The organism is Dyadobacter soli, from assembly GCF_900101885.1.
Classification (GTDB): Bacteria; Bacteroidota; Bacteroidia; order Cytophagales; family Spirosomataceae; genus Dyadobacter; species Dyadobacter soli.
In genome coordinates, this window is sequence record NZ_FNAN01000010.1 from 50,442 (window position 1) to 75,698 (window position 25,257).

General features: G+C 50.2%; 21 protein-coding genes. 11 read left to right on the forward strand and 10 right to left on the reverse strand.

All coding sequences use genetic code 11. From position 1 onward, the window contains the following. Nucleotides 1–71 precede the first annotated feature (71 nt). Complete coding sequence (locus tag BLQ88_RS17255) at nucleotides 72–719, forward strand: hypothetical protein (protein WP_090152577.1); 648 nt, start codon at nucleotides 72–74, stop codon at nucleotides 717–719. Between the two features lie 193 nt (nucleotides 720–912). Continuing rightward, nucleotides 913–1,530 (forward strand): DUF6134 family protein, encoded by a 618-nt coding sequence (locus BLQ88_RS17260; protein WP_090152580.1) that lies wholly within the window; start codon nucleotides 913–915, stop codon nucleotides 1,528–1,530. Between the two features lie 5 nt (nucleotides 1,531–1,535). Here the strand turns inward: BLQ88_RS17260 and BLQ88_RS17265 are convergent, their stop codons facing one another. The 7 genes from BLQ88_RS17265 to BLQ88_RS17295 form a co-directional block, all read right to left on the reverse strand. After that, complete coding sequence (locus tag BLQ88_RS17265; protein WP_090152582.1) at nucleotides 1,536–2,666, reverse strand: efflux RND transporter periplasmic adaptor subunit; 1,131 nt, start codon at nucleotides 2,664–2,666, stop codon at nucleotides 1,536–1,538. A gap of 24 nt (nucleotides 2,667–2,690) precedes the next feature. After that, the gene (locus tag BLQ88_RS17270) at nucleotides 2,691–5,951 is read right to left on the reverse strand and encodes an efflux RND transporter permease subunit (protein WP_090152585.1); all 3,261 of its coding nucleotides are present in this window, start codon (nucleotides 5,949–5,951) and stop codon (nucleotides 2,691–2,693) included. A gap of 24 nt (nucleotides 5,952–5,975) precedes the next feature. After that, nucleotides 5,976–7,367: a TolC family protein gene (locus BLQ88_RS17275; protein ID WP_229212724.1), complete on the reverse strand. Its 1,392-nt coding sequence runs from the start codon at nucleotides 7,365–7,367 to the stop codon at nucleotides 5,976–5,978. Nucleotides 7,368–7,514: 147 nt separating this feature from the next. After that, on the reverse strand, nucleotides 7,515–8,426 hold the full coding sequence (locus tag BLQ88_RS17280; protein ID WP_090152591.1) for a helix-turn-helix domain-containing protein: 912 nt from the start codon (nucleotides 8,424–8,426) through the stop codon (nucleotides 7,515–7,517). Between the two features lie 158 nt (nucleotides 8,427–8,584). Further along, entirely contained in the window at nucleotides 8,585–8,998 is a 414-nt protein-coding gene (locus BLQ88_RS17285; protein WP_090152594.1) for a hypothetical protein, read from the reverse strand. A gap of 310 nt (nucleotides 8,999–9,308) precedes the next feature. Further along, the gene (locus tag BLQ88_RS17290) at nucleotides 9,309–10,190 is read right to left on the reverse strand and encodes a bestrophin family protein (RefSeq protein WP_090152596.1); all 882 of its coding nucleotides are present in this window, start codon (nucleotides 10,188–10,190) and stop codon (nucleotides 9,309–9,311) included. Then, the gene (locus BLQ88_RS17295; protein WP_090152599.1) at nucleotides 10,187–10,774 is read right to left on the reverse strand and encodes a 3'-5' exonuclease; all 588 of its coding nucleotides are present in this window, start codon (nucleotides 10,772–10,774) and stop codon (nucleotides 10,187–10,189) included. Before BLQ88_RS17295 ends, BLQ88_RS17290 begins: the two co-directional genes overlap by 4 nt. Nucleotides 10,775–10,897: 123 nt before the next feature. On the opposite strand from BLQ88_RS17295, the gene nspC reads away from it, so the two are divergent. Then, nucleotides 10,898–12,055 (forward strand): carboxynorspermidine decarboxylase, encoded by a 1,158-nt coding sequence (gene nspC, locus BLQ88_RS17300; protein WP_090152601.1) that lies wholly within the window; start codon nucleotides 10,898–10,900, stop codon nucleotides 12,053–12,055. Between the two features lie 152 nt (nucleotides 12,056–12,207). On the opposite strand, the gene BLQ88_RS17305 is transcribed toward nspC, so the two are convergent. After that, a complete protein-coding gene (locus BLQ88_RS17305; RefSeq protein WP_090153151.1) occupies nucleotides 12,208–13,104 on the reverse strand; it encodes a PIG-L deacetylase family protein in 897 nt (298 codons plus the stop codon). A 194-nt stretch (nucleotides 13,105–13,298) separates the two neighbouring features. On the opposite strand from BLQ88_RS17305, the gene pyrG reads away from it, so the two are divergent. The 5 genes from pyrG (at nucleotide 13,299) to BLQ88_RS17330 (ending at nucleotide 21,241) form a co-directional block, all read left to right on the forward strand. Then, the gene (pyrG, locus tag BLQ88_RS17310) at nucleotides 13,299–14,963 is read left to right on the forward strand and encodes a CTP synthase (RefSeq protein WP_090152603.1); all 1,665 of its coding nucleotides are present in this window, start codon (nucleotides 13,299–13,301) and stop codon (nucleotides 14,961–14,963) included. Nucleotides 14,964–15,050: 87 nt separating this feature from the next. After that, complete coding sequence (gene yidC, locus BLQ88_RS17315) at nucleotides 15,051–16,859, forward strand: membrane protein insertase YidC (RefSeq protein WP_090152607.1); 1,809 nt, start codon at nucleotides 15,051–15,053, stop codon at nucleotides 16,857–16,859. Between the two features lie 121 nt (nucleotides 16,860–16,980). Beyond that, on the forward strand, nucleotides 16,981–18,684 hold the full coding sequence (locus BLQ88_RS17320) for an ABC transporter substrate-binding protein (RefSeq protein ID WP_090153154.1): 1,704 nt from the start codon (nucleotides 16,981–16,983) through the stop codon (nucleotides 18,682–18,684). Nucleotides 18,685–18,704: 20 nt separating this feature from the next. Further along, the gene (gene hemL / locus BLQ88_RS17325; RefSeq protein WP_090152609.1) at nucleotides 18,705–19,997 is read left to right on the forward strand and encodes a glutamate-1-semialdehyde 2,1-aminomutase; all 1,293 of its coding nucleotides are present in this window, start codon (nucleotides 18,705–18,707) and stop codon (nucleotides 19,995–19,997) included. 227 nt (nucleotides 19,998–20,224) lie between these two features. Then, nucleotides 20,225–21,241, forward strand: coding sequence for a glycosyltransferase family 2 protein (locus BLQ88_RS17330; RefSeq protein ID WP_090153156.1), 1,017 nt, complete (start codon nucleotides 20,225–20,227; stop codon nucleotides 21,239–21,241). 185 nt (nucleotides 21,242–21,426) lie between these two features. On the opposite strand, the gene BLQ88_RS17335 is transcribed toward BLQ88_RS17330, so the two are convergent. Next, nucleotides 21,427–22,197, reverse strand: coding sequence for a class I SAM-dependent methyltransferase (locus BLQ88_RS17335; protein ID WP_090152612.1), 771 nt, complete (start codon nucleotides 22,195–22,197; stop codon nucleotides 21,427–21,429). Nucleotides 22,198–22,307: 110 nt separating this feature from the next. Between BLQ88_RS17335 and BLQ88_RS17340 the strand changes: the two genes are divergently transcribed. Further along, nucleotides 22,308–22,634: a hypothetical protein gene (locus tag BLQ88_RS17340; protein ID WP_229212725.1), complete on the forward strand. Its 327-nt coding sequence runs from the start codon at nucleotides 22,308–22,310 to the stop codon at nucleotides 22,632–22,634. 35 nt (nucleotides 22,635–22,669) lie between these two features. Here the strand turns inward: BLQ88_RS17340 and BLQ88_RS36750 are convergent, their stop codons facing one another. Then, complete coding sequence (locus BLQ88_RS36750; protein WP_015810647.1) at nucleotides 22,670–22,822, reverse strand: hypothetical protein; 153 nt, start codon at nucleotides 22,820–22,822, stop codon at nucleotides 22,670–22,672. 144 nt (nucleotides 22,823–22,966) lie between these two features. Here BLQ88_RS36750 and hisS point away from each other — a divergent pair, with 144 nt between their 5' ends. Together hisS and hisG are read left to right on the forward strand one after the other, a co-directional pair. Further along, nucleotides 22,967–24,337: a histidine--tRNA ligase gene (gene hisS, locus BLQ88_RS17345; RefSeq protein WP_090152617.1), complete on the forward strand. Its 1,371-nt coding sequence runs from the start codon at nucleotides 22,967–22,969 to the stop codon at nucleotides 24,335–24,337. Nucleotides 24,338–24,384: 47 nt separating this feature from the next. Then, nucleotides 24,385–25,248 carry an ATP phosphoribosyltransferase gene (gene hisG / locus BLQ88_RS17350; protein WP_090152618.1) on the forward strand — a complete coding sequence of 288 codons (864 nt, stop codon included), beginning with the start codon at nucleotides 24,385–24,387 and terminating at the stop codon, nucleotides 25,246–25,248. Nucleotides 25,249–25,257: the final 9 nt, after the last annotated feature.

Sequence of the window (25,257 nt, forward strand, 5' to 3'; positions counted from 1 at the left end):
TTGAGAAAAAATGAAGAGCGCATAGGGGGATCGATGGGGCCGGTTGTCTCGGAAGAAACAACTTAGCAATCATGAAAAGGACTCTTTTATCACTCATCTTCATGCTCGGCCTCGGTGCCACCGTAAGCACCTTTGCGCAGGATAACCAAACGCTATTTCAAAGCCGGGGAATTTATCGCTCGGGAGGCTACGCGGCCATTTCCAATAAATTCACGAAAATCAATGGCGATTACGCGAATATGGCCGAGTTGTACGGCGGCTGGTACATTAACCAGCGCTTCTTGGTGGGAATTGGGGCTTCTGCAACGACCAACTACATACCCGTGCCTGCATTGGAACAGAATTTCCCGGCCCGTAAGATGACTTATCAGTACGGCCAGTTCGGGTTAATGACGGAATATGTGTTCGCGTCGACGCGTAAGGTGCATTTCACAGCCAATTTGCTGACGGGCGCGGGATTTACAATGCAATACGACCGTCGCGATTTCGACGACTGGGACTGGGACGATTGGGATGACCGCCACGACGACGACAGAGACCCTAATTGCTTTTTCGTGATGGAACCCGGCGTGCAGGTGGAATTCAACCTGTTGAAATGGATGCGGTTCAGTCCGGGCGTATCGTACCGTAAAGCATTTAATGCAAAAGGCAATGGCCTTACCGACAGTGATTTGAGTAATGTCTCGTACAATCTGACCTTGAAACTCGGGCGGTTCTAAGCACGGAGGGGGATTGGGTGCCGTTCAGTAACTGGTGTGGCATTTAATCCCCCTTTTTCCTAAACGGTCATCACTCTTCGAATGCATTCTGTTAAGTTAACATCTTGATAATCTTTGATCAAGGGCAATAGGAACGGAAATAATGAAGTTATTAAGGGATTGCAAACGATTGGGAAACAAAACAAAAGGAAAGATGCGTGTATCGGGATTTGCAGTGATCGGGTGTTTAATGCTCGCTATTTCAGCTGCCAGCGGGCAGAATGTATACGATGTGATCGTAGCGGGCCGCACCATTGGATCTTTGAAAGTATTCGATGAGAAAGGCGCAGAGGATACCGAGACACACCGTATCGAGTCGGATTTCAAAGTGATGTTTTACAAAGGTTCCTACTCGACACAAACCAATTATATTCAGGGGAAACTCGTCTCCGCTACCTGCGCGCACCACGTCAACGGCGATCTCAAAGAGAAAACGCTCACCAAAACCAGCTCCAAAACGCTTTATGAAGTGCTGTTCTCCGGCGAGGATGTGGAGGACAAACCCAATGTTCTGGTGAACAAGCCCATTAGCAGCACCATTACCAGCCTTTATTATAAGGAACCCATCAACATTACGGAGGTGTATTCCGAACGTTATGGCAAAATGTGCAACATCCGCAAGCTTTCTGAGGGCAAATACGGTGTAACGCTGCCGGACGGGAAGGAAGGGGTTTATTCCTACAAAAACGGCCTTTGCCGTGAGGTAAAGACCGATCTTGCAGGTTTTAAACTAAGAATTGTATTGAAAGAGGGCAAAACCGCGATGCGCTGAAAGCCCTAGATCGTTTCCTGTTTCACATTCTTCAAATCCGAATTGTCGCGTATTTCTTCATTGGCGACTTTCACCAGCACATCACCTTCTTTCACATCGCCGAAAATTTCGGTTTTTTCGGTACTGCTGCTGCCCGTTTTTACCGGTACCCAAACCGCCCGTTTATCCACTACCTTAATCACGTAAGTGCCTTGTGTAGAGTTCAGTACCGCTGTTCTTGGAACGGCGAATGTGCTGGCATCACCGGCCAGTGGGATCGAAACTTCGGCGATCATACCGGGTAAAAGTTTTCTATCAGTGTTAACTACATCCATTTCCGTGCGTTGCGAGCGCAAACGCGCGTCCAGCGCACCCGCAAGGCGGGTTACCTTGGCCGGGAACTGCTGGTTAGGCAGCGACTTCACCTTGAATGTTACCTGGCTCTGGTTTTTGAGGTAGCTGGTATATTGCTCCGGTACACTCACCACCAGACGCAGCTTGCGTTGCTCCACCAATGTAAAGAGCGGGAACTCCGATCCTTTGCCCGACGGGCCCACGTATGCGCCCGTACTCACATTACGCGCAGAGATAATGCCGCTGAATGGTGCGCGTATTTCGAGGTAATTGCGGGTGTCCGTGATTTCGCGGCTGGCCGAGCGCGCCGCGTCGAGCTGGGCGAGGTCGGAGCGCTGTTTGGCTAATGCTACGTCCAGGTCGTTTTGCGAAACGGTGCCTGGCGTTTTGCTGGTTTCGAGCAAACGGTCGTAATTGGCTTTGCTGGCCTGGTAAATGGCTTCGAAAGATTTCAACCGCGATTCGCTCGTTACGAGCTGGGAGGTGAGCTCGGGCGCCTCCATTGTGGCCAGCAGCTGGCCTTCGCGTACCTCGGTACCCACGTCCACGTGAAGTTTCTTGACAAAACTGCTCACTTTGGCATAAATATCCACATGCTGGAACGCAATCAGTTCACCGGGGATCTGAATGTTCGATACGAGTTGCTCTTTTTTAAGAGGGAATGCGTCTACCACATGCGCGCTGCTTTCGGCTGCCGCTTTTTTGCCTTCTTCTTCTTCGGCCCGTGACGAACCGCAGCTTTGCAGGACCGTCGCTGCACCTGCAACGAGTACGGTCATGGCGATTTGATGAATATGTCTCATAGTCGGATAGGTTCGATGTTGTGATTAACGGGTCATTGGAATATAAAACTTGCTTTCTTCATCCTCAGGGTCGAGGGATACGCTTTGCGTCGATGCCTTGCCTTGTCCCCATGCAAATACAAGCGGGAGAATGAACAATGCCGCAAATGTGGAGGCGATCAGCCCGCCGATCACCGCGCGGCCCAGCGGCGACGACTGGTCACCCGCTTCGCCAAGCCCGCTCGCCATCGGGATCATCCCCACCACCATCGCTACGGCGGTCATCACGATAGGGCGAAGCCGCAAACCAGCCGATTCTTTGGCAGCTTCAATGGCATTGCCGCTGTGCCTGCGCAGTTGTTCGGCATTTGTTATCAAAAGCACGGCATTGGAGATCGATACCCCCACGGACATGATAATGCCCATGTAGCTTTGAAGGTTCAATGTGGAACCCGTCATCATCAGCAATGCGAGGGAGCCGAGGATCACCGCGGGTACCGTAGCCAGTACAATCGCTGATACTTTAAACGATTGGAAGTTGGCTGCAAGCATCAGGAATATTACGATGATGGCGACCACCAAGCCATTTTGAAGGCTGTCGAGGGTGTCGGTCAATGTCTGGCTCAGACCCACAAGCTCTACGGTAAGCCCGCGCGGCAGTTCGCCGAGGGAAGCCAATGCTTTACGCACGTCGGCTTGTGCTACCCCGAGGTCGGTATTGTTCAGGTTGGCGGTTACTGATAGCACGGGCATGGCGCCGAGGTTGTCGTTTTCGCCGTAAGTTGTGTCGGGCGTAATGGTGGCAACGTCGCTCAGCACGGGGCGGTTGTTGTTTCTGAGCAATGGAATTTCACCCATTTCCTGGATGCTGTTCATTTTGCTTTCCGGTACTTGTACCTGCACCGCGTAGCTGAAACCGCCTTTTTCATCGACCCAGATATTCTTGTCCGTGTATCGCGACGAGGAAGTCGAAGCGATCAGCGATCTCGAAACATCATTCATATCCACGCCCAATTGCGCTGCCCGAATACGGTCTACTTCGATTTTAATCGCCGGGTATTTGGTGGATTGCCCGAGCTGGATGTCGCGCAGGTAGCTGATTTCTTTCAATTTAGCTATAACCTTTTGCGCATATTGCTCGTTCAGCTTCTTATCACGCCCCGACATCCGTACTTCGATAGGAGTAGGAGAGCCCTGGCTGAGGATTTTATCGGTCAATTCAATCGGTTCAAATGATGGCGTTACGTCCGGCATTGCCAGTTTCATTTCCTTGCGGATCTTTTCTTTCAGTTCATCCAGATTGGCATGAAACCCTTCATGCAAACCTACCTGCAATGCCGCCTCGTGCGGGCCTGCCATGAACAGGTAAATAGGGCTTACCGAGAACAAACCGGGGTGCTGACCGACGTAAGCGGAAGTCACCGACACATTCTCAGGACCGACGAGTTTCTTGATGATTTCAATTGTTTTCAACGTTTTTTCCTCCGTCCGCTCCATACGCGTTCCTTCGGGAGCACGCAGGCGCACCTGGAATTGGCTGCCGTTTACTTTGGGCAAAACATCCTTTCCAATGCTGTTCAACAAGAATGCGGCCAATGCCGTGGTGATGATCAGGTAGGCAGCCACTATGGGTTTGCGGTAAGGCATTACCCGATTGATAAAGCGCATAAAACGTGCCCGTATCCGCTCGAATGCGCTGATTTTGCCATTCTGGTCGGCATCGGCCCGGTGGATCAATGCTTCTTTTTGGGCATCGGGATCTTTGCTGAGGCCCGAGGCTGCAAACTCTTCGGCATCGGTCATTTCCGAGCCGTCGGCTTTTTTGTGGTGCTTCACTTTCATGATCCAGTTGGCCATCACCGGCACGAATGTCTGCGCCAGGAAATAGGAAACGATCATACTGAAACCGATCGCCAATGCCAGCGGCAGGAACAGCGAGCCTGGAATGCCGCCCATCGTAAATGCAGGGGCGAATACGGCGAGGATACAAAAGAGGATCAGCAACTTGGGAAATGCGATTTCCTTACAGGCATCCCAGATGGCGAGGGCCTTGGGCTTGCCCATGTCGAAATGCTGGTGAATGTTCTCGATCGTCACAGTACTTTCATCTACCAGGATACCGATAGCGAGTGCTAATCCGCTCAATGTCATGATGTTGATCGTTTGTCCGAACAGGTTCAGGAACAAAACGCCGGAGATAATGGAAGTAGGGATGGTCAGGATCACGATCAACGCACCGCGCGGGTCGCCGAGGAAAAGGAGTACCATCAAGCCTGTGAGGATGGCGCCGATGGCCCCTTCCGTAAGCAAGCTTTTCACGGAGTTCATTACATAGGTCGACTGGTCGAACTCGTAACTCACCTTCACATCTTCCGGCAATGCATTCTGAATGCGTGGAAGGGCCTTTTTCAGGTTTTGAACCACCTCCCAGGTAGAGGCGTCGGCTCCTTTGGCAATGCTCAGATATACGGAACGCTTGCCATTTACCAGGCCGTAACCTGTGGTAATGTCGGCGCCGTCTTCCACGGTAGCCACATCGCGAAGGTAGAGATTTTGCACGCCGCCCTTGAAAAGCGGGATATTCTCGAAGTCCTTCACATTGCGGACCGTCGTGTTGGTAGGGGTAATGTAATTCTTATCGCCAATGCGCACATTCCCCGAAGGCGCCGTCTGGTTATTAAGCCGCAATGCTTCCACGAGCTGGTCGGGCGTAAGGTTATGGGCGCGCAGGAGTTCCGGATCGGCCTTCACGACGATCGTACGAATGTTACCGCCAAAAGGAGGGGCCGAAACCAGACCGGGGATCGAGGTAAATGTCGACCGCACATACACGTTCGCGAGGTCGAGCAGTTCGTTGTTGCTCCGTTTGTCGGAGCTCAGTACCAGCTGGCCCACGGGCAACGTCGAAGCATCGAAGCGGATAATGAACGGCGGGTTGGAGCCCGGCGGGAAAATGGCCTGCGCACGGTTGGTGAATGCACTAAGCTCCGCCGATGCCTGTGCCATATTGGTGCCGGGGTAGAAGTTCACCTTCATCAGGGTGAGGCCCTGGATGTTCTTGGTTTCAATGCTTTTAACACCGTTTACGTATAAAAGGATGTTGATATATTGTTTGGCGAAGAAGGTCTCCATCTGGTCGGGCGTATATCCCCCGAACGGGTGGGCAATGTACATCACCGGCAAATCCAGTTTCGGGAAAATATCGACCTTGATCTTCCGCACCGCATCGATACCGAAAAAGAATAAACCGGCCACTATCACCATGATGGTGATCGGTTTACGTAATGCAAAACGTATTAAATCCATGTTACGAAAATGTAAGTTGTAACGCTACTGATTCAGAAAAATACCGATATCGCCTGCGGCCGCAGCTTTGAGCAGTATCGCCTGCCAGATGTTCGTTGCGGCGATGTCGCGGCTGGTTTCGGCCCGGTTCAGGACGTAGAGTGCCTGCGTCATGTCCACGATATTGCTCAGGCCGTTTTTATACAAAACACTCTTCTGCAAATAGGCGTCGGAAGCCGATTGTACCTGCACAGGCGCCTCACGATAATTGGCAATGGCGTTTGTGATCTTCGTTTCCGAAAGAATGAGCTGGTTTTTAAGCTGCTGGTCGGCCAGGTCGTATTCTTCTTTCAATGCATTGGAAACAAACTTTTGCGACATTACCTGTTGTCGGGTCCGTAGAATGCTCGTCATATTCCAGCTGGCACCCACACCGAGCAGGTAGTTATACCGCACCGGCTTGATCCCTTCGAAATAATTCTGGGTATAGGCCGTCTGGTCGCTCGCATAGCGTGAGGAGAATCCGGCTCCGCGTCCCTGAAACACCCCGAACAGCGAGAATGTCGGCATTCCGAGGGTATGAAAATATTTGGCCTGCTGCTCGCTTACGGCAATACGGTTGGCATAAAACTTCAACAGCGGATGGTTCCCGGTCTTGTTAAGAGAATCTGCGATGGTGCGCGGAATGCGGGTCAACAGCATCGTATCGAGCTGGAAACGTTGTTCGGTAATGCCCATGAGCCGGGCCAGGTTGTTGGCCTGCTCCTGTTCAAAATCCCTGGCCTGGGTAATGCTGATCTTTGCATTGGATACTTCCGCATTGGCCAGCGACGAATCCACGCCGGGTATCAGCCCGTTTTTGGCGCGGGTTACCACCACCGTTTTCAATGCATTGGCGCGTTCCAGGTTGTTCTCCCAGGAACGGATCAGGCGCTGGGCGGCTAGCACGTTCAGGTAGGCAGCTGCCACGCGCACGCTATGCTGGAACTGTTCCTGTTCAAGGTCGGCCCGGTCGCGGTTCACAGCCGACTGCGCCACGTTGATACGCTCGCGAGCGCGGCCAAACGCAAAGAAGTCCCAATTGACGTTGGTCAGGTACATCGCCCCGAACGCAGAATTCCAGTTCTGGCCAGGTAGGGGCAAACCCGACGATGCTACCGAAAGCCCGAGGCCGTAAAGCGGGCCGTTCTGGCCGTTCACCGTACCATAGTCCTGCTGGGCCTGTAAATTGAGATTGGGTAAATACTCCTTTTTGCTTTGCAGCACGGTCGCCTTGGAGGCGCTGAGGTAGTTGTTTTTGGCTTTAATGCTCCCGTAGTTGGAGACTGCCGTTTCCACGGCCTGTTGTAACGTAAGTGTTTGGGCACACAGTTTTTCACCGGCTCCGACCAGCGAGAGGGTCAGAAACAGGGAGGGGAAATACTTCTTCGATGTCATTTGCATTCAGAATTATATGGCAACTGAACCGGGGCGCGTGTGTGGGGATTGGCTGCAGGGCCCGTCGAGTTGCTTCGCAAAGGTAATCCGACGTACCGGGGCAATGTTTATTACTTTCAAACAATATCTTATAAAATTCAAACATCCCTAGCGTTCGAGGACCCGGTACGATTTGGGAGTGGTGCCGATTTGCTTCTTGAAAAGATTATTGAAGTAGGCGGGGTATTCGAAACCAAGGCAGAACGCGATCTCGGCAATGCTCCAGTTGGAATGCCTGAGCATTACCTTGGACTGCGCCAGCACACGGTCGATAATGTGTTCGGTGGTAGTTTTCCCGGTGATTTCCTTCAAGGCCCGGTTCAGGTGGTTCACGTGTACGCCGAGCCTGTTGGCATAGTCCTTGGCGGTTTTCAGTTGGAGCTTATGCTCCGGTGATTCGATCGGAAACTGGCGTTCGAGCAGGTCCTGGAATTGGTGGGAAAGCTTCGCAGAACCATTCACATGTACGTCGCTGATCTCGGAAGGCTGCATTTTCATCGCCTCGTGCGCGAGCACGTTCACGTAGTTGCGCATCAGGTCATACTTGTGCACGTACCCCGACGCGATATCGGTCTGCATTTTACCGAAAATGCTGAGCAGGTACTCTTGCTGTTCAGCATTGATAAAATACACCGGGATGGAGTCGGTGCGCTGAATCGGGCAGTCGGCAACCGTCGCCGAACGGTTGATCGTGCCCAGGAACTGATCCGTAAACAAACAGAAGTAACCCGATTGCTCATCCGAAAGCGCCTGCCACGAATACGGTACATTTCGGTTGAAGAAAACCAGTGCATTGCGGTTGATCTCGATCTCCTGGTTGCCGTAGGTAATTTTCCCTTTTCCGAGGATAAGCGAGATCTTGTAGAAATCCCGCCGGGCATAAGAAGTGTACTTGTTGCAGAACACCCGGGAGAATACATTGAAATGACCTTCATCCCCGGTCGTTTTGTCGGGACCTTTCAATCCTTTTGCTGCGGGGTGTGTTTGGTAAAAATGCGCTACGGTCTCATTCGGTATCATGGCCTGAAATTATGAAATTCAAATATCGGGCACAAAGCCGAGGGGTTAAAAATTAATTAAATAGGTCGGGCGCTTGATATCGTCATAAAATTTCAGGTTTAAACAAAAAAAAACGCCGGCCTCAATCGAAGCCGGCGTTTTCAGCAACTATACAATGGTTAATCTTGCGTCGGATAGGCCTTATCCGGCGTGTTATAGTAGTCAGCCAGCTGCGCCGTGTCCTTGTTCACACTGATAGTGGGGGTTTTGTAGTTTCTCGGCGAGGTGAGCGGGTTGATTTCCACTCCTTCTGGCTTGTATTCGCGCATGATCACGAGCGAGGCCGGGCGCGGTGCATATTTGGGCGTCGTGCTTGCATATTTCGTCTGGTACTTGCCGAAACGTTCGACAGTCCTCAGGTTCGCGACGCGTATCGTATTCTGGTCCTTGCCGGCAGCTTTTGCCTGTGCGGCCTTGTTAGGATGCTTGTAGTTATAAACCGAAATGCCCGGATCAACGATCGACTGCGCATTGGCAGTGATGGTGAACAGCCCGGCAATCAGTATGGCGATTAAAAAAGTGGCTTTTTTCATGTCGGTAATCGTTTATTCTTCCCTTCATGGTGAGGGGTTGAATGAAAATTAACAACAGAAAATACCAAAGCCAAATACTCTAATAAGTATCAAAACCGGGCATTTTTGCAAAATTGGGTGTGGTTTTGAGCTGGTTTCGGGAGAATATTTGGTATTTGTCGAAAATCAGGTTTGCGGAAAAAGCAGTTCCGTACCAAAAACCAAAACGTTTCAGGAAACCATGTTAAATGTAACGCGACGGCAACAGCGGAAAAATTTTTGATTTTAATGACTTTCTAACCAGTTTCTAATTTTTACTGGTTTCTGTGTTTTATTTGAGCAATGCGTGGGTGGAAGTTTGAATGCCCTTGCATATGCGTTCCATCGGCAAATCGTTGCTATCCTCGCCGAAAGGGTCCTCAATTTCTTCCGCGATCACTTCGAGACTTGCCAGAATGTAAAACACGAACATCACGAAAGGTATGACGAGGAAATGCAGGCTGAACACGTACCCGATGGGCAGTGTAAGGCAATAAATAAAGATGAATTTCTTAATAAAAGAGCTGTAAGACAGCGGGATAGGCGTGTTCTTGATCCGCTCGCAGGCGCCGCAAATATTGGTAAAACTTTCGAGCTCGTGATTGAGCATGATGGCATGCTCGGGGAGCAAAGCGCCCTTTTTTTGCAGCTCGATTACTTTGGCAAACACGGCAGCCGCGATCTGGTTCGGAACGTGATCGGTCGTGATCAATGCGGATCTCTGGTAGAGCTCAGTATCCTCGAATTCCTCCGAAATGAAGCGGTTGCGCAAATGGTTTTTCAATGCAAAAGCATAGTTGGGGATCATCTTCGCAAAGAATTTTCGCTCCACGGCATATTCCGGGCCGATCAATGCAGCCAGTTTCAATGCAAGGTTACGGCTGTTGTTCACCAGCGAGCCCCATTGTTTGCGGCCTTCCCACCAGCGGTCGTAGGCGGTGTTGGTGCGGAACACGAGCAACATCGAAATCACGAAACCGAGCAGCGAGTGCATCAGCGAGATGTTTTTCAGGTCGTTGTTCTCGGTGATTTTTAAATGTATAATAATAATGTAGGCGATCGCGCTGGAATAGGCCGCCATGATAAGGATCATAGGCGCGAGCTTGCGCACGGTGTCGGCCTTCTGGAAATAGAAAATGTAGCGGAACCACTCCTTGGGGTTATAGTCGATCATACAAGTTTGACCTGGTCGATGAGCTTGAAAAATTCTTTAAAGCATTTGGCGGTAAGGCGCGCGTCTTCCAATGCGTTATGCGTTTCCTCTTCCCGCTCGAACCCGAAATAGCTCGCGACAGAGCCCAGGCTTAGCGAACGCGGGACCTGTTTGCCGTTTTTTTCGAGGATCTGGAAAAACAAATAGGAAACAGTGTGGAGGTCGAGCTGCTTGTTGGAGAAGCCCCACTTCATTTTCTCATTGCGGTAAGCGAAACGGAGGAAGTTGATATCGTTGATCACGCTCTGGCCGCAAATGATCACATTCGCGAGGCTGGGTTTGCCGGCGTTGAGTTTTTTGATCCATTTCTCAAATTCGGGCAGCACGTCGTAAATCATCGGCGCATCTTCGAGGTCGTCGAGCGAGAGGCCGTGTACTTCTTCCGATTTGACGGAAAATGCTTCTTCGTTTTCGGGATAGACATTTTGCAGATAGGTTCCCAGCGAGCGCCAGTTGTCGTCGAAAAACTCCGCACCGATCTGGATAATCTCGTTCCAACCCGGTTCCGGCCCGGTCATTTCGATATCTAAAACAAGGAAGGACATAGGCGGATTAGCGGGGCTGTGTGAAAAATGGTCATGATTTGGAAACTCAAACTTATAGTTTTGTGTACAAAATTATGCAATCATTGCATGCAAGAAGATTCTAAAAACACTCATTTATAGCAAATGGCTATCGATTTTAAAGAAATTCCGTCCCCGTGTTTCGTATTGGAAGAGGAATTGCTCCGCAAAAACCTCGAACTCATCGACTCGGTGCAGCAAGCGGCGGGATGCCAGATTATCCTCGCATTGAAGGGTTTTTCGATGTACAGCGCCTTCCCGATCGTGAAGGAATACCTTTCCGGCGCCACCGCCAGTTCGTTGAACGAGGTGAAGCTGATCAACGATTTCATGGGTTACCAGTCGCATACCTACATGCCTGCGTATCTCGACAATGAGTTTGAGGAGATCATGCAGCGCAGCAGTCATATTACCTTCAATTCGCTGAGCCAGTGGGAGCGGTTCCAGGGCAGGGTAGAGGCCTACAAGGCAGCGAATCCTGATAAGACGCTTTCGTGCGGTATCCGCGTGAACCCGCAATACTCGGAGGTGGCCACGGACATGTATAACCCTTGCGTACCCGGCTCGCGCCTGGGCGTTACGCGCGATAAGCTACCCGACGAGCTTCCCGCAGGGATCGACGGCATTCACTTTCATACGCTCTGCGAAAATGGCAGCGACACTTTGGAGCGCACACTCGCGGCATTGGAAAAAAGGTTCGGCGATTTACTGCATCAGGCCAAGTGGCTCAATATGGGCGGCGGTCACCTGATGACAAGGGAAGGATATGATATTAGTAAGCTAATAAAATTAGTTAGTACTATAAAGGAAAAGTACAATCTGGAAGTGATCCTGGAACCCGGCTCAGCCATCGCCTGGCGCACCGGAATTCTGTACACGACAGTACTGGATGTGCTCGACAGCCAGGGCATCGACGTAGCCATTCTGGACACCTCTTTCGCCGCCCATATGCCCGACACCCTGGAGATGCCTTACAAGCCTGCGATACGTGGCGCGCACCAGGAGCCGGTCGCAGGAAAACCGACGTACAGACTAGGTGGAATGACCTGCCTCGCAGGCGACTACATGGGCGACTACTCGTTCGACAAGCCGCTCGAAATTGGGGATAAAATCATATTTGAGGATATGATCCACTATACCATGGTGAAGACTACAACATTTAACGGTGTTAATTTACCTTCCATCGGGATATGGAAAACTGACCAGGAATTTCGACTCGTACGCTCGTACGGCTACGAAAGTTTCAAGGACAGGTTATCGTAGTAAGAGTAAACGGATTTGTGAGTGTCGGTTACTTGTTGCCTGAACGAGTTCTCGGAAAAATTATAATGATTGAATGACCGAATGATTGAATGATTGAATAATTTTTCTCTGGATACTATTCAATCATTCCATCATTCAATCATTCAAAATTCCTATCGCGGCAGCATCGGAAACAGCCGTCTCACCTCCTCGGCAGAGGGCTGTTTTCCATATTCTGTGATCTCGAAAACTTCCACATATTTCACCTTTTCTGATTTCTCCGCACCGTACCATTTGTCGAGGGATGCCTTGATTTCCGGGGTTACTGATGAGCGTCTTTCCATGGATGTGAAGAGCCATTTTTTGCGTTCCGCGACATCTTTGGGAACATTAGCAAGATCGCCATTTGTCCAAGGGAGCCACTCATAAAATTGGGAAACGTGTGCGTCCAGTCCATCCACTTTTTTAGCAAGGGTTTCGGTGAGATCGATCGCAATATCGGGGCGGAATGGGTTGGGTCTTTGGAAACGGTCGCGGAAATAGAGGAATACCGGGTTTTTGGTGAGCGGAGGAACGCTGCTTAAAATATTGGGCACAATGACCAGATATGCAGCATCTTGCACGACCACGCCCGTGTTGCGGTGATCGGGGTGGTAATCGTTCGTGCGCGGGGCAATGACTACGTCCGCATTCCATTCACGGATTTTACGTATCACGGCCAGGCGGTTTTCGAGGGTAGGGAAGAGCTCGCCGTCGTGGTTGTCGAGAATGTCGTATTGGATTCCCCAGCGGCGTGCAGCTTCCTGTGCTTCCTTGTAACGGCGATTAGCCAATTCTCCGCCGCCGATGTCCTGGTGGCCTTTGTCGCCATTCGTAAGCGAAACGAATTTCACTTTGTGGCCCATGGAAGCGTAAATGGAGGCCACGCCCCCGGCACCCAGGTCGCAGTCGTCGGGGTGGGCACCGAATACGATAATGTTGAGTGTTTTCTTCGAATCGTTCGATTGTTGCGCCCAGGAAGCGGTTATGCAAAATAGCAATGCGGGAAGGAAAAGTAGCTTTCTGATCATTTTCATTAAGGTTTTTAAGGTTTAGAACAAGCGCAAAATAGAAATTAAATATTTGAAAAAATTATATTTGATAACCTGCCAGACAGCCAGGGGCTTATTGTGTTCCAGCCAAATATTTAAACAGGCCCCGCTTAGATTCTTCTAATAATCCTGTATCTTTGTATCCCGTAATCATAGAAAAACAGCAAAGTCTTATGGCTTCCAAAGCACGAAAGACCGCTAAGTACATTTTCGTTACGGGCGGTGTTACATCTTCACTTGGCAAGGGAATCATTGCCTCATCACTAGCTAAATTACTACAAGCGAGAGGTCTCTCAGTCACAATCCAGAAATTTGACCCGTATCTGAACATCGATCCGGGTACCATGAATCCCTACGAGCACGGTGAATGCTACGTAACCGACGATGGAGCCGAAACCGATCTCGATCTGGGCCATTATGAGCGTTTTCTCAACGTTCGCACTTCACAGGCAAACAACGTCACGACAGGGCGTATCTACCACAACGTTATCACGGCCGAGCGCCGCGGCGATTTCCTCGGGAAAACCGTTCAGGTGGTTCCGCACATTACCGATGAGCTGAAAAGAAACATGCTGTTGCTGGGCCAGTCCGGCGATTACGACATTGTGATTACGGAAATCGGTGGCTGCGTAGGGGATATCGAGTCACTGCCGTTCCTGGAAGCGGTTCGTCAGGTGAAATTCGAAATGGATCACCAGGATACATTGGTAATCCACCTTACACTGATCCCGTACCTGAACTCCGCCGGCGAGCTCAAAACCAAGCCGACGCAGCACTCGGTAAGAATGTTGCAGGAATCGGGTATCCAGCCGGATATCCTCGTATGCCGTACCGAGCACCCGCTGCCGTACGATATCCGCAAAAAGATCGCATTGTTCTGTAACGTGCAGGTGAATTCGGTGATCGAGGCGATGGACGCGGACACGATTTACGCCGTGCCTTTGCTGATGCTCAAAGAGCGCCTCGACCAGCGTGCATTGTATATGCTCGACATTTATAATGACAAGGACGTGGACCTCGATTCCTGGAAGACTTTCCTTTCGAGACTGAAAAACCCGATCGACTCGGTTCGCATTGGTCTGGTAGGTAAATATGTAGAGCTGCACGACGCTTACAAATCGATCGTGGAATCGTTTATCCACGCCGGTGCCGCCAATGAATGCAAGGTGAATATCGAATGGATCCATTCAGAAAGCCTGACGGCCGAAAATGCGGTGGAGAAACTCGAAAACCTGGATGGCGTACTGGTGGCTCCCGGCTTTGGCGAGCGTGGTATCGAAGGTAAAATCGCGGCTATTCAATATGTACGCGAAAACAACATTCCTTTCTTCGGAATTTGTTTGGGTATGCAAATGGCGGTGATCGAGTACGCACGTAACGTGATCGGCTGGCAGAACGCGCATTCGGTGGAAATGGATTCCACTACCGACCATCCGGTGATCCACCTGATGAAAGACCAGAAAGATGTTTCCAACAAAGGAGGTACCATGCGTTTGGGCGCATATCCGTGCCGCATTAAGAAGGACACTCTGGCGCACAGAATCTACGGCAAGACCAACATCAGCGAACGCCACCGTCACCGCTACGAGTTCAACAATAAATATTTGAAAGAATTCGATGAAAAGGGCCTGATTGCTACGGGTATCAACCCCGACAACAACCTGGTGGAGATGGTCGAGCTGCCTTCGCATCCGTTCTACGTGGGCGTACAGTTCCACCCGGAACTGAAAAGCACGGTGATGAACCCGCACCCGATCTTCGTCAATTTCGTGGCTGCCGCATTGAGCTATTCATTGCAAAAAAGATCGGTAGAAACCCTTAACCCGGTTTCCCACTGATCACATTTTAAGGCCTGTTAAGCGAAAAAACTTGTTACCTTTGCCGCCTTACAAGCGGTATGTTATTTCAATAATTTAAAGTAAATAATGGATAAAAATTTTGTAATCGGCCTGGTCTTGATCATGCTGATGCTGATAGGCTACCAGGTACTGGTTCCGAAACCTGTGGAACCAACCCCGGTAGCGGAGGTGAAGAAGGAGGCTGCCAGGCCCGCATCTGTCACTTCGGATACCACCCAAAAATCCTCACAATCAGTTGATTCCCTAGCAATTCCTCAAAAGGACCTGGTGATCGAAACAAAGGACGCCCGCGTGGTTTTTACCAACAAGGGTGGGGTAATGAAAGAGGTAATGTTGAAAAACTACAAAACCTACGATCAGAAACCGCTTTACCTGATTGCCGATAAGCACAACAACTTCCAGATCGACCTGCCGACGCAAACCGGCGACGTGAGGCTGACAAACCAGACCTTCACGACCGACGCGCAGGACCGTACATTGGCTGAAAAAGATTCGGCGGTGATCACTTACCGTACGACGCTTAAAAATAATCAGACGGTTGAGCAGACTTACATTGTTCGCGGTACAGGTTATGTGATCGATTACGGTATCAAAGCCAGCGGCGCACTGCCGGCCAACAAGGCGGTAGAGTTCCATTGGGACAACGACCTGCTGCAACTGGAAAACGATATGAAGAAAAACCGTGAGGTGGTTACCGTTAACTACTACACGGACGAGCTGAAAAGCCTTCCTACGAGCCCTACTGCCAACGAAGAGGAGAAAACGGCAGACCCGGTGAAGTGGTTTACCATTAAACACAAATACTTCCTGGCAGGTCTGATCGCCGAAAAATCACCGCTCACCAACGTTACCATGCATGCGAACGTGAATGTGGAGGACTCGGTGATCGTGAAAAACATGAACATCTTCGCGGGCATTCCGACGGCTGCGGTACAAAAAGGGGAGGCCAACTTCCAGTTTTACCTCGGACCGAACGAATACCACATTGTAGATAAAGTAAAAGCAGAGAATTTCGATCAGAACGTATACCTCGGTTACGCATTCCTGAAACCGATCAACAAGTTCTTCCTCGTTCCGCTTTTCAACCTGATCGAAGGATTTGTGAGCAACTATGGCTTGCTGATCATCCTTTTGGTATTGTTTGTAAAAACATTGCTCACGCCGCTGACCTACAAATCGTACATCAGCATGGCGAAAATGCGTATCCTGGGCCCGGAACTCGAACAGATCCGCGAGCAGAACAAGGATGACGTTGCGAAGCAGCAGCAGGAGCAAATGAAGCTTTACCAGCAGGTAGGCGTGAGCCCGCTCAGCGGATGCGTGCCCGTACTTGCGACGATGCCGATCCTGTTCTCGCTCTTCTTCCTCTTCCCGAACCTGATCGAGCTGCGCCAGCAATCGTTCCTGTGGGCAAGCGATCTTTCGACCTACGATTCGTTCTTCAAGCTGCCATTCAATGTGCCTTTCGGCATCGGTAACCACGTCAGCTTGTTCACGATCCTGATGACGGCTTCCAGCATTGGTTACGCCTACTACAACAACCAGAACACGCCAACGCAGCCAGGACCGGTGAATATGAAGGCGCTCGGTTATGTAATGCCGCTGATGTTCATGTTCATCCTGAACTCGTTCCCGGCTGGTTTGACGTTCTATTATTTTGTTTCAAACATCGTGACTATCGCGCAGCAGCTGTTGATCAAACGTTTTGTTAATGAGGATAAAATCAAAAATATCCTTGAAGAGAACCGTAAGAAAAACGCCACCGGCGAGAAGAAGCAGAACAAATTCCAGAAATATCTCGAAAAGTCGTTGCAGGCTGCGGAAGAGGCGAAAAAGAAACAGGCTGACTTAGAGAAAAAGACGAAAAAGAAATAAAAGCTTTTTCAGATCGTAATTAATAAAGGGCAATGTTCCATTGGGATATTGCCCGTTTTTTTCCATTTTAGGTTGATTTTTGCAGCCAGAAGATCACCACAATCTTGACCCCGAAATCCTGATGAAAGTTATCTTTTTTTTGATTTTGACAGTTCATATCGGTTTGTATCAGCCGTCGTTCGGGCAGGCTAATGCTCAGACGGAAAGCAGGTACCGGTCGGCCCTGGCAGATTACAAACAAGGTAAGTACGCCGCGGCGATGCAGAAATTCTATCCCATGACGAGCGTGAATGCGAAAACGGCCTATTCGCCCTATGCGCATTACTATTACGCGCTGAGCGCGTACCAGCTGAAACGCTACAAGGACGCGAAGCCGATGCTGCTGCAATTGCAAAGCCGGTACCCCGGTTGGAATAAGATCAATGATGTGTATTACCTGCTTGGGGCGGTTAGCTTCGAGAACGGGCAGCTCAACGAAGGCCTCGATCAGTTGGCAAGGATCAAAGAATCAGGCCTGAACAAGGACGTGCAGGCATTGAAACAGCACCATCTGGCGTCGATTACCGACTTTCTGAAACTCAAAGACCTGCAAAAACAATATCCATCTGACCGCGACATTGCATTGATGGTGTACCAATCCATCCAATCCACACGCACGCCTGCACAGGGCGACCTCGCGTATGCGGAGCAGCTCGACAAGCAGTTCAAATTTAAAAAGAGTGAAAAGGTAGAAGAGGCGCCGAAACGCAGCGCGCCGAAGTCGGATACACAATGGACGAAAGGGTACCTGGATGTGGCGGTGCTGCTTCCCTTCCGCCTGGATGAGTTCAGCACTTCCAAACGCCGTTCGAACCAGTTTGCATATGATTACTATCTCGGGTTAACAGTGGCCAAAGAGCAGCTGCAAATGGAAGGAATCACCGTTAACCTGTGGGCTTACGATGTTAGCAACGATGCGAAAAGTATGCAGGGCATCGCGGATAACAAAAACTTCCAGCTTTCGGATATGGTCATCGGCCCGTTGTATGCCGGTTCATTCGATGTGGCGGCCGATTTTGTTTCCGGAAGCAATGCGATTATGCTCAACCCGCTGTCCACCGACGCCAGCCTGATGAAAAGCGGGAACATTTACCTCGGGCATCCATCCATTACCTTCCAAACTCAGAGAGCTGCGCAATGGATGCGGAGTCTTTCGCCGGGACTTAACACTGTGATTTACTACGGAAACACCGTTAAGGACTCTGCGATGGCCGCTTCCTACGCCGCCGAATGGAAAGCGAAAGGAGGGAAGGTAACTTCGATCACCAAAATTCAGCCCGACCGTGAGTCGCTGGAAAGTATGGTGCCTTCATTTGAAACCAACAAACCGGCGCATATTGCATTGTTTTCGTCGGACGGAGAATCGGGCGGGAACCTGATCGAAGTCCTGAACAGCCGAAAATTGAACACCCTGCCGGTTGTAGCTACTTCGACGAGTTTCAATGCCCAGCAATCACGGTTGTCGCGCTACGGTGCGCGTTTGTCGCTCATCGACGCCGATTATGTGGATCGGGAGAAAGAAACGATCCGGCAGTTCCAGAAAAATTATTACAACAAAACCAGCACATTCCCTTCGGTATATTCCTACCAGGGTTACGACCAGCTTCTGTTTTTTGCAAGAATGCTTTCCAAATACAAGGACAAGCTACCGTCCGGTCTGCAATCGCGGAAATACGGCAGTGAAGAATACCTGCTTTCGGGCTTTGATTATACCAAATCGAATGAAAACCAGATTACCCCTGTCCTCAAATACAGCGGCTCCAAATGGGTGCCGGTGGACAAATAGTACCAACCTTTTTTAACAGAATGAATACTTCCACAAGCCAGCAACTTTTCGAAAAAGCACAAAACTATATTCCCGGCGGCGTAAACTCGCCCGTACGCGCATTCCGCGCGGTAGGCGGCAACCCGATATTTGTCAAGTCGGCCAAGGGACCTTACATCTACGACGAGGACGGCAACGAGTACATCGAGCTGATCAACTCCTGGGGGCCGATGATCCTCGGGCACGCGCATGAGCTGATCCAGAAGGCCGTTTCCGACGCCATTCAGCATTCATTTTCTTTCGGCGCTCCCACGCGCAGAGAGGTTGAGATCGCGGAACTGATTGTTTCGATGGTGCCTTCCATTGAAAAGGTGAGAATGGTCAATTCCGGTACCGAAGCCACAATGTCGGCCATACGCGTAGCACGCGGGTACACAGGGCGCGACAAGATCATCAAGTTCGAAGGCTGCTACCACGGCCACGGCGACAGCTTCCTGATCGCCGCCGGCAGCGGTGCCGTAACATTCGGTACACCGGACAGTCCCGGCGTGACCAAAGGCGTAGCCAACGACACATTAACCGCGCCCTACAACGACCTCGAAGCCGTTCAACAACTCGTAGATGCCAACAAGGGCCAGATCGCCGCATTGATCCTCGAACCGGTTGTTGGTAACATGGGCTGCGTGTTACCCAAAGAAGGCTTTCTGCAAGGATTGCGCCGCATTTGCGACGAAGAAGGCATCGTACTGATCCTCGACGAAGTAATGACGGGCTTCCGCTTATCAAAGGGCGGCGCGCAGGAAAGATTCGGCATTACGCCCGATTTAACGACGTTAGGAAAGATAATCGGAGGTGGAATGCCCGTAGGAGCCTACGGCGGCAAAGCCGAGATCATGAACTACGTTTCGCCGGCCGGTCCGGTTTACCAGGCGGGGACGCTTTCGGGTAACCCTATTGCCATGGCGGCAGGCTACACCATGCTCACGTATCTGAACGAGCATCCGGAAGTTTATACGCAATTGGAAAATTCAGGCAGCAAGCTCGCCAATGGTTTCCGCAGCTCGATGGAGAAATTAGGTTTGAAATACACATTGAACCAGATCGGTTCCATGTATACGCTGTTCTTTACGCCGAGTGCGGTGACGGATTTCCCTTCGGCGAAATCTTCGGATCTGCCGTTGTTCGGCAAGTATTTCCACGCGATGCTGAACCGAGGCATTTACATGGGACCCAGCCAGTTTGAAGCGATGTTCCTTTCAACCGCGCTGACCGATGCGCATTTGGAGCGAATTATCGCGGCGAATGAAGAGGCGTTGGTTGAGATAACAGCCTAATCGCGTAGCGATGTAATATTGGTAGCAATAGAAATGTTAGGTAGTGACGAAAATCCCGTCAGGGATGCAACAACAATAATAATGCGCTTGTTGCCGTCAAAGTATTGTTGTTACATGCCCAAGGGCATTTTCAAAATACGGCCACGTTCGTTTGCTACCAATATTACATGCCTAACGGCATTCAATTGTCCGATTATTCAATCATTCAATCATTCACTCATTCAAAATTGAACCCGCGCCGCTACACCATCATCATCCCTGTCTACAACCGTCCTGACGAGTTGGAGGAACTACTCGGCTGTCTGGCTGTACAGACTTACAAGAACTTCGAAGTAGTAATCGTAGAAGACGGCTCGAAAATCAAGGCGGACGGGGTAGTGCAATCCTTTTCAGACAGGCTCGATATTCATTACCACTACAAAGAAAATGGTGGCCAGGGCTTTGCGCGTAACCAAGGTTTTGAACGTGCAGCGGGCGACTACTTTATATTGCTGGATTCGGATGCATTGATTGAGCCAAACTACCTTTCAATCGTCGAAAACCGGCTGAATACGGATTATGTGGATTTGTACGGCGGACCGGATACGGACCATCCTTCGTTTACGCCTATTCAAAAGGCCATTAGCTATTCTATGACTTCCGTGTTTACAACCGGGGGAATCAGGGGAAAGAAGAACAATATGGGCGGCACCTTCCACCCGCGGAGCTTCAATATGGGCCTCTCGCGTAAGGTGTGGGAGCGTACGGGCGGGTTCCTGACGAGCCGGATGGGAGAGGATATCCTGTTCAGCATCGCGGCGCTGCGGCTCGGTTTCAAATCCGCATTGATCCCCGAAGCATTCATTTACCACAAACGCCGTACGCAATTCGGGGCGTTTTTCAGGCAACTGAAGTTCTTCGGACGCGCACGCATTAACATCGCCCGCTATTACCCCGACGAGCTAAAACTCGTGCATACATTCCCGTTACTATTCACGCTGGGTGTTTGCAGCATTCCGCTGTGGTACTTCATTTTCGAACCGTTCTTTTACCTCGGATTGTGGTTCCTGGGCATTTACATTGCATTGCTGTTCATCGATGCATTGCGTAAAACCAAGAGCGCTGAGGTAGCATTCCTTAGCATTGGAGCTGCATTCACACAGCTTTTCGGCTACGGGATCGGTTTTGTACAGGAAGGCTGGAAACGGCTTTGGGAAAACAAATCACACCGCGAGACGGGCGCGGCGATTGAGTATCCTTCTTGATGGAGTTTATGAGTTTAGAGTTTAGGGTTTATGAGTTTAGAGTTTATGAGTTTAGAGTGAAGTTTAAAGTCGAGAGCTTTATAGTTAATCATAAATCAAAGAGGCAGCTTCCCCCGAAACTGCCTCTTTTACTTTTTACTCTAAACTCATAAACCCTTAACTCATAAACTCCTTAACTCATAAACTCATTTCTGACAGAAGTACACAATCTCTTCCCCAGGCAATGAATACCGCTGCACTTCTGCTTTCGTGAGTTCATCCATCACAAACCGGTCCTCGGTTACTTTGAAACCGCCCTTTTCGAGCTCGCGGCCGTAGTTGCGGCCGAAGAGGCGGAGGTGGTCGTTTTGGAGGAAATGCTTTTCGCGTTCCTTTGGATCGGTGATGGTCGGGTCTTCGTAGGTTACTTCGTATTTCATGTCCTGCGGCGATTGGATCAATGCCCAGCCGCCCGGTTTGAGGACGCGGTGGAGTTCGCTCATGGCGAGAATATAGTCGTCTACGTGCTCCATGACGTGGTTACAAAAAGCCACGTCGAACGTATTGTCTTCGAAAGGGATCTGGTGAATGTCCATTTTCACCTTCGCGAGGGGCGATTCGATGTCTGCCGTAATGTAATCCAGATTTTTCATCTGCTCGAAACGGTCGATGAAGCAGTATTCGGGCGCTACGTGCAGGACGCGGAGGTTGGCGGTGTAAAAATTGGTTTTCCGCTTCATGTAAAGCGCCATCAGGCGGTGGCGTTCGAGCGACAAACAGCTGGGACACAATGCATTCTCGCGGCTCGACGTGTTGCGGCCGTAGGGGAGGAACTTGCGGTATTTGCTGTTGCACACCGGGCATTCCACCTTGTTGCCGATATAGAAGATGCTGAGTCCCCGCGCTGCCCAGTGTCCGACGAGTTGGAGGTAGGGACGCGGAATGTAGCGCAGAACTAAACTAATGATGGATTTCATTAAACCAATTAACTAAAAATTAATAATTTTAGGATCATAACATCGAATAGCCTGAATAAATGATCCCCTCGATTGACCCGAAACCACCTGGTAAGCGACTGATAAAAAGAATGTCGACACGCACGAAATGGATGATTCTCGCTCCATTAGGCTTGTTGCTGTTCAGTTTTGGTCTTACCGTGCTCAGCGAAGCGGCGCATCAGCGTCGGATCGGGGAGCCCACGCAGGTTTGGGTCGTGTTGGGCCTTTACAGCCTTGCATTAATCAATGGGGGCCTCATTATGTTCGGAGAAGCGCTCCGCTTCCGTATCCTGCTCGATGTCCGCCGCGAAACGCGCCGTAGTATGCGCCAGCTGCTGCGGAAGGTCAATCTGAAAGCTGCTTCCGGAAAACATAAATCCGGTAAAAAAGCAAAAAGCCCTACCAAAACAGATTGACAGGACTAGTTGGATAACATTCCGAAGAGGCTCTATTATTTTTTATTTGCTTCGAATTGAGCCTTGATAGCCTCAACGTCAACATTGCGCACTTCTGGTTTGCGTAGAAGGTTTTTGATTTTGGCAGTGCGGTTGTTAGCAACTGCTTTGTTTCTGCGACCTTTACGTTTTAATTCCGTAACTCCCATTGTAAAAGTTTGTTTTGTGAAAGAGCCGCAAAATTAAGCATTTTAACGTAAATATTGCACGCAATAGTCATAAATATTGCATAACCTCTCCTAACTTTACGGTTTCATAGGCCATTCGAGGCCCAATTTCACAGCATTATTAGAATGAGTAAACCATCTCTTGCCCGCGGGACCCGTGACTTTGGTCCGGAGCAAATGGCAAAGCGTACTTTCATTTTCGACACCATCCGACGCTCTTTCCAACGATACGGCTTTCTGCCATTAGAAACTCCCGCATTCGAAAACCTGTCGGTGCTGATGGGGAAATACGGAGAAGAGGGCGACCAGCTTTTGTTCAAAATCCTTAACTCGGGCGATTTCAGCGGCAAGCTTACCGACGCCGACTGGCAGGCAGGCTCGAAGCCTTTAACGACCAAAATTTCGGAAAAAGGCCTGCGTTACGACCTTACCGTGCCATTCGCGCGCTACGTGGTGATGAACCGGGGTACTTTGGCGATGCCTTTCAAACGGTATCAGATCCAGCCCGTATGGCGTGCCGATCGCCCGCAGCGTGGCCGTTACCGCGAGTTTTACCAATGCGATGCCGACGTGGTAGGCACCGACTCGTTGCTTTGCGAAGCGGAAATCGTAATGCTTTTGCATGATATTCTGCCCGCATTAGGCATTCAAGATTTTACAGTAAAGATCAATAACCGTAAAATCCTCACCGGAATCGCCGATATGATCGGGGCGCACGGAATGGAGGGGCCGCTCTGTGTGGCCATTGATAAATTGGATAAAATCGGGAAAGAGAAAGTGGTTGAGGAACTCCTTGAACGCGGTTTCGCTTCTGATAGTATCTGCAAGCTTGAACCGATTTTCAGTCTTTCGGAAAATGACGATCCGTTTACCGAACTGAAAAGCTGGCTGGCCGAATCGGAAGTGGCATTGAAAGGTATCCAGGAACTGGAAGAGGTGTGGGCGATGGTGAAAACACTGGGGCTGGAAAATGCGAAGATCGAATTCGACGTCACGCTCGCGCGCGGGCTCTCGTATTATACGGGCGCGATTTTCGAGGTGAAGGCCAATAATGTGCAGATCGGCAGCATTTCGGGAGGTGGGCGTTACGATAACCTGACAGGCACATTTGGAGTGCCGGGCATTTCGGGCGTGGGCATCTCGCTCGGTGTGGACCGCATTTATGACGTAATGGAAGAGTTGAACCTTTTCCCGGAAAGCCAGAAGACGAGTACCAGAGTAATGATCTCGAATTTCGATCAGGAGGCATTTACATATGGGTTGTCGATTTTGCCGAAATTCAGGAAGGCGGGCATTAATTCAGAGATTTACCCGGATTCGGTGAAGCTGAAAAAACAACTCGATTACGCGGACCGCAAGAGCATTCCATTTGTGATTTTAATTGGTTCGGATGAAATGCATTCGGGTTTGCTGACGCTGAAAAACATGAAAACCGGCGAGCAGCAGAAACTGAAAGCGGAAGATATTATAACTTTGCTCAACCGGGAAGACCAATAACCCTAATTCAATACCGACAAACGGCTGCGTGAGCAACCTATAACTTTATGAATGATAATATTTTAAGAATTGCCATCCAGAAATCGGGCAGGCTTAGTGAAGATTCTCTTAAACTGATCAAAGAATGCGGCATCCGTTTCGACAACGGCGCGGGTAAGCTTAAAACCGACGCGACGAACTTTCCTGCGGAAATCCTTTTCCTGCGCGACGACGATATTCCCGGTTATGTGGAAGACGGCGTGGCGCATCTGGGCATCGTAGGAGAGAATGTTTCGGAAGAATCCTGCAAAGACGTGGATACCGTGCATAAGCTGGGCTTCTCGAAATGCCGGTTATCGATCGGTGTTTTGCGCGAGGCGGAGTATCATGGCGTGCAGGATTTGCAAGGCAAGAGCATTGCGACTACTTATCCTCGGTTGCTGGAACAATATCTTAAATCTCATGATGTTACGGCTGATATCCACGAGATCAGCGGTTCGGTGGAAATTGCGCCGAGCATTGGTCTGGCCGATGCCGTTTGCGATATCGTAAGCTCCGGCAGCACATTGCTGAGCAACGGTTTGAAAGAAGTGGAAACGATTTTCCGCTCCGAGGCCGTGATGATTGCCAGCAAACACCTTTCACCTGTGCAGCAAGACCTGCTGGACCAGCTTTTGTTCCGTATCAAATCGGTGCAGGTGGCTAAGAACAATAAATACATTTTGCTCAATTGCCCGGTGGATGCGGTGGAGAATATCACCAAATTCCTGCCCGGCATGCGTTCCCCGACGATCCTGCCATTGGCGACGGAAGGCTGGTGCTCGCTGCATTCGGTGATCAACGAAAACGAGTTCTGGGAGAATATCGAAAAGATTCGCCAGGCTGGTGCAGAGGGTATCCTGGTGATCCCGATCGAGAAAATGATTGTTTAAGTACGGGGT

Coding starts and splice junctions, on each gene's coding strand:
- BLQ88_RS17320 (WP_090153154.1), top strand. CDS start 16,981: ATGAAAGTTATCTTTTTTTTGATTTTGACAGTTCATATCGGTTTGTAT.
- BLQ88_RS17340 (WP_229212725.1), top strand. CDS start 22,308: ATGTCGACACGCACGAAATGGATGATTCTCGCTCCATTAGGCTTGTTG.
- hisG (WP_090152618.1), top strand. CDS start 24,385: ATGAATGATAATATTTTAAGAATTGCCATCCAGAAATCGGGCAGGCTT.
- BLQ88_RS17285 (WP_090152594.1), bottom strand. CDS start 8,998: ATGAAAAAAGCCACTTTTTTAATCGCCATACTGATTGCCGGGCTGTTC.
- BLQ88_RS17275 (WP_229212724.1), bottom strand. CDS start 7,367: ATGACATCGAAGAAGTATTTCCCCTCCCTGTTTCTGACCCTCTCGCTG.
- BLQ88_RS17295 (WP_090152599.1), bottom strand. CDS start 10,774: ATGTCCTTCCTTGTTTTAGATATCGAAATGACCGGGCCGGAACCGGGT.
- hisS (WP_090152617.1), top strand. CDS start 22,967: ATGAGTAAACCATCTCTTGCCCGCGGGACCCGTGACTTTGGTCCGGAG.
- pyrG (WP_090152603.1), top strand. CDS start 13,299: ATGGCTTCCAAAGCACGAAAGACCGCTAAGTACATTTTCGTTACGGGC.
- BLQ88_RS17255 (WP_090152577.1), top strand. CDS start 72: ATGAAAAGGACTCTTTTATCACTCATCTTCATGCTCGGCCTCGGTGCC.
- BLQ88_RS17270 (WP_090152585.1), bottom strand. CDS start 5,951: ATGGATTTAATACGTTTTGCATTACGTAAACCGATCACCATCATGGTG.
- yidC (WP_090152607.1), top strand. CDS start 15,051: ATGGATAAAAATTTTGTAATCGGCCTGGTCTTGATCATGCTGATGCTG.
- BLQ88_RS17305 (WP_090153151.1), bottom strand. CDS start 13,104: ATGATCAGAAAGCTACTTTTCCTTCCCGCATTGCTATTTTGCATAACC.
- BLQ88_RS17335 (WP_090152612.1), bottom strand. CDS start 22,197: ATGAAATCCATCATTAGTTTAGTTCTGCGCTACATTCCGCGTCCCTAC.
- BLQ88_RS17260 (WP_090152580.1), top strand. CDS start 913: ATGCGTGTATCGGGATTTGCAGTGATCGGGTGTTTAATGCTCGCTATT.
- nspC (WP_090152601.1), top strand. CDS start 10,898: ATGGCTATCGATTTTAAAGAAATTCCGTCCCCGTGTTTCGTATTGGAA.
- BLQ88_RS36750 (WP_015810647.1), bottom strand. CDS start 22,822: ATGGGAGTTACGGAATTAAAACGTAAAGGTCGCAGAAACAAAGCAGTT.
- BLQ88_RS17280 (WP_090152591.1), bottom strand. CDS start 8,426: ATGATACCGAATGAGACCGTAGCGCATTTTTACCAAACACACCCCGCA.
- BLQ88_RS17290 (WP_090152596.1), bottom strand. CDS start 10,190: ATGATCGACTATAACCCCAAGGAGTGGTTCCGCTACATTTTCTATTTC.
- BLQ88_RS17265 (WP_090152582.1), bottom strand. CDS start 2,666: ATGAGACATATTCATCAAATCGCCATGACCGTACTCGTTGCAGGTGCA.
- hemL (WP_090152609.1), top strand. CDS start 18,705: ATGAATACTTCCACAAGCCAGCAACTTTTCGAAAAAGCACAAAACTAT.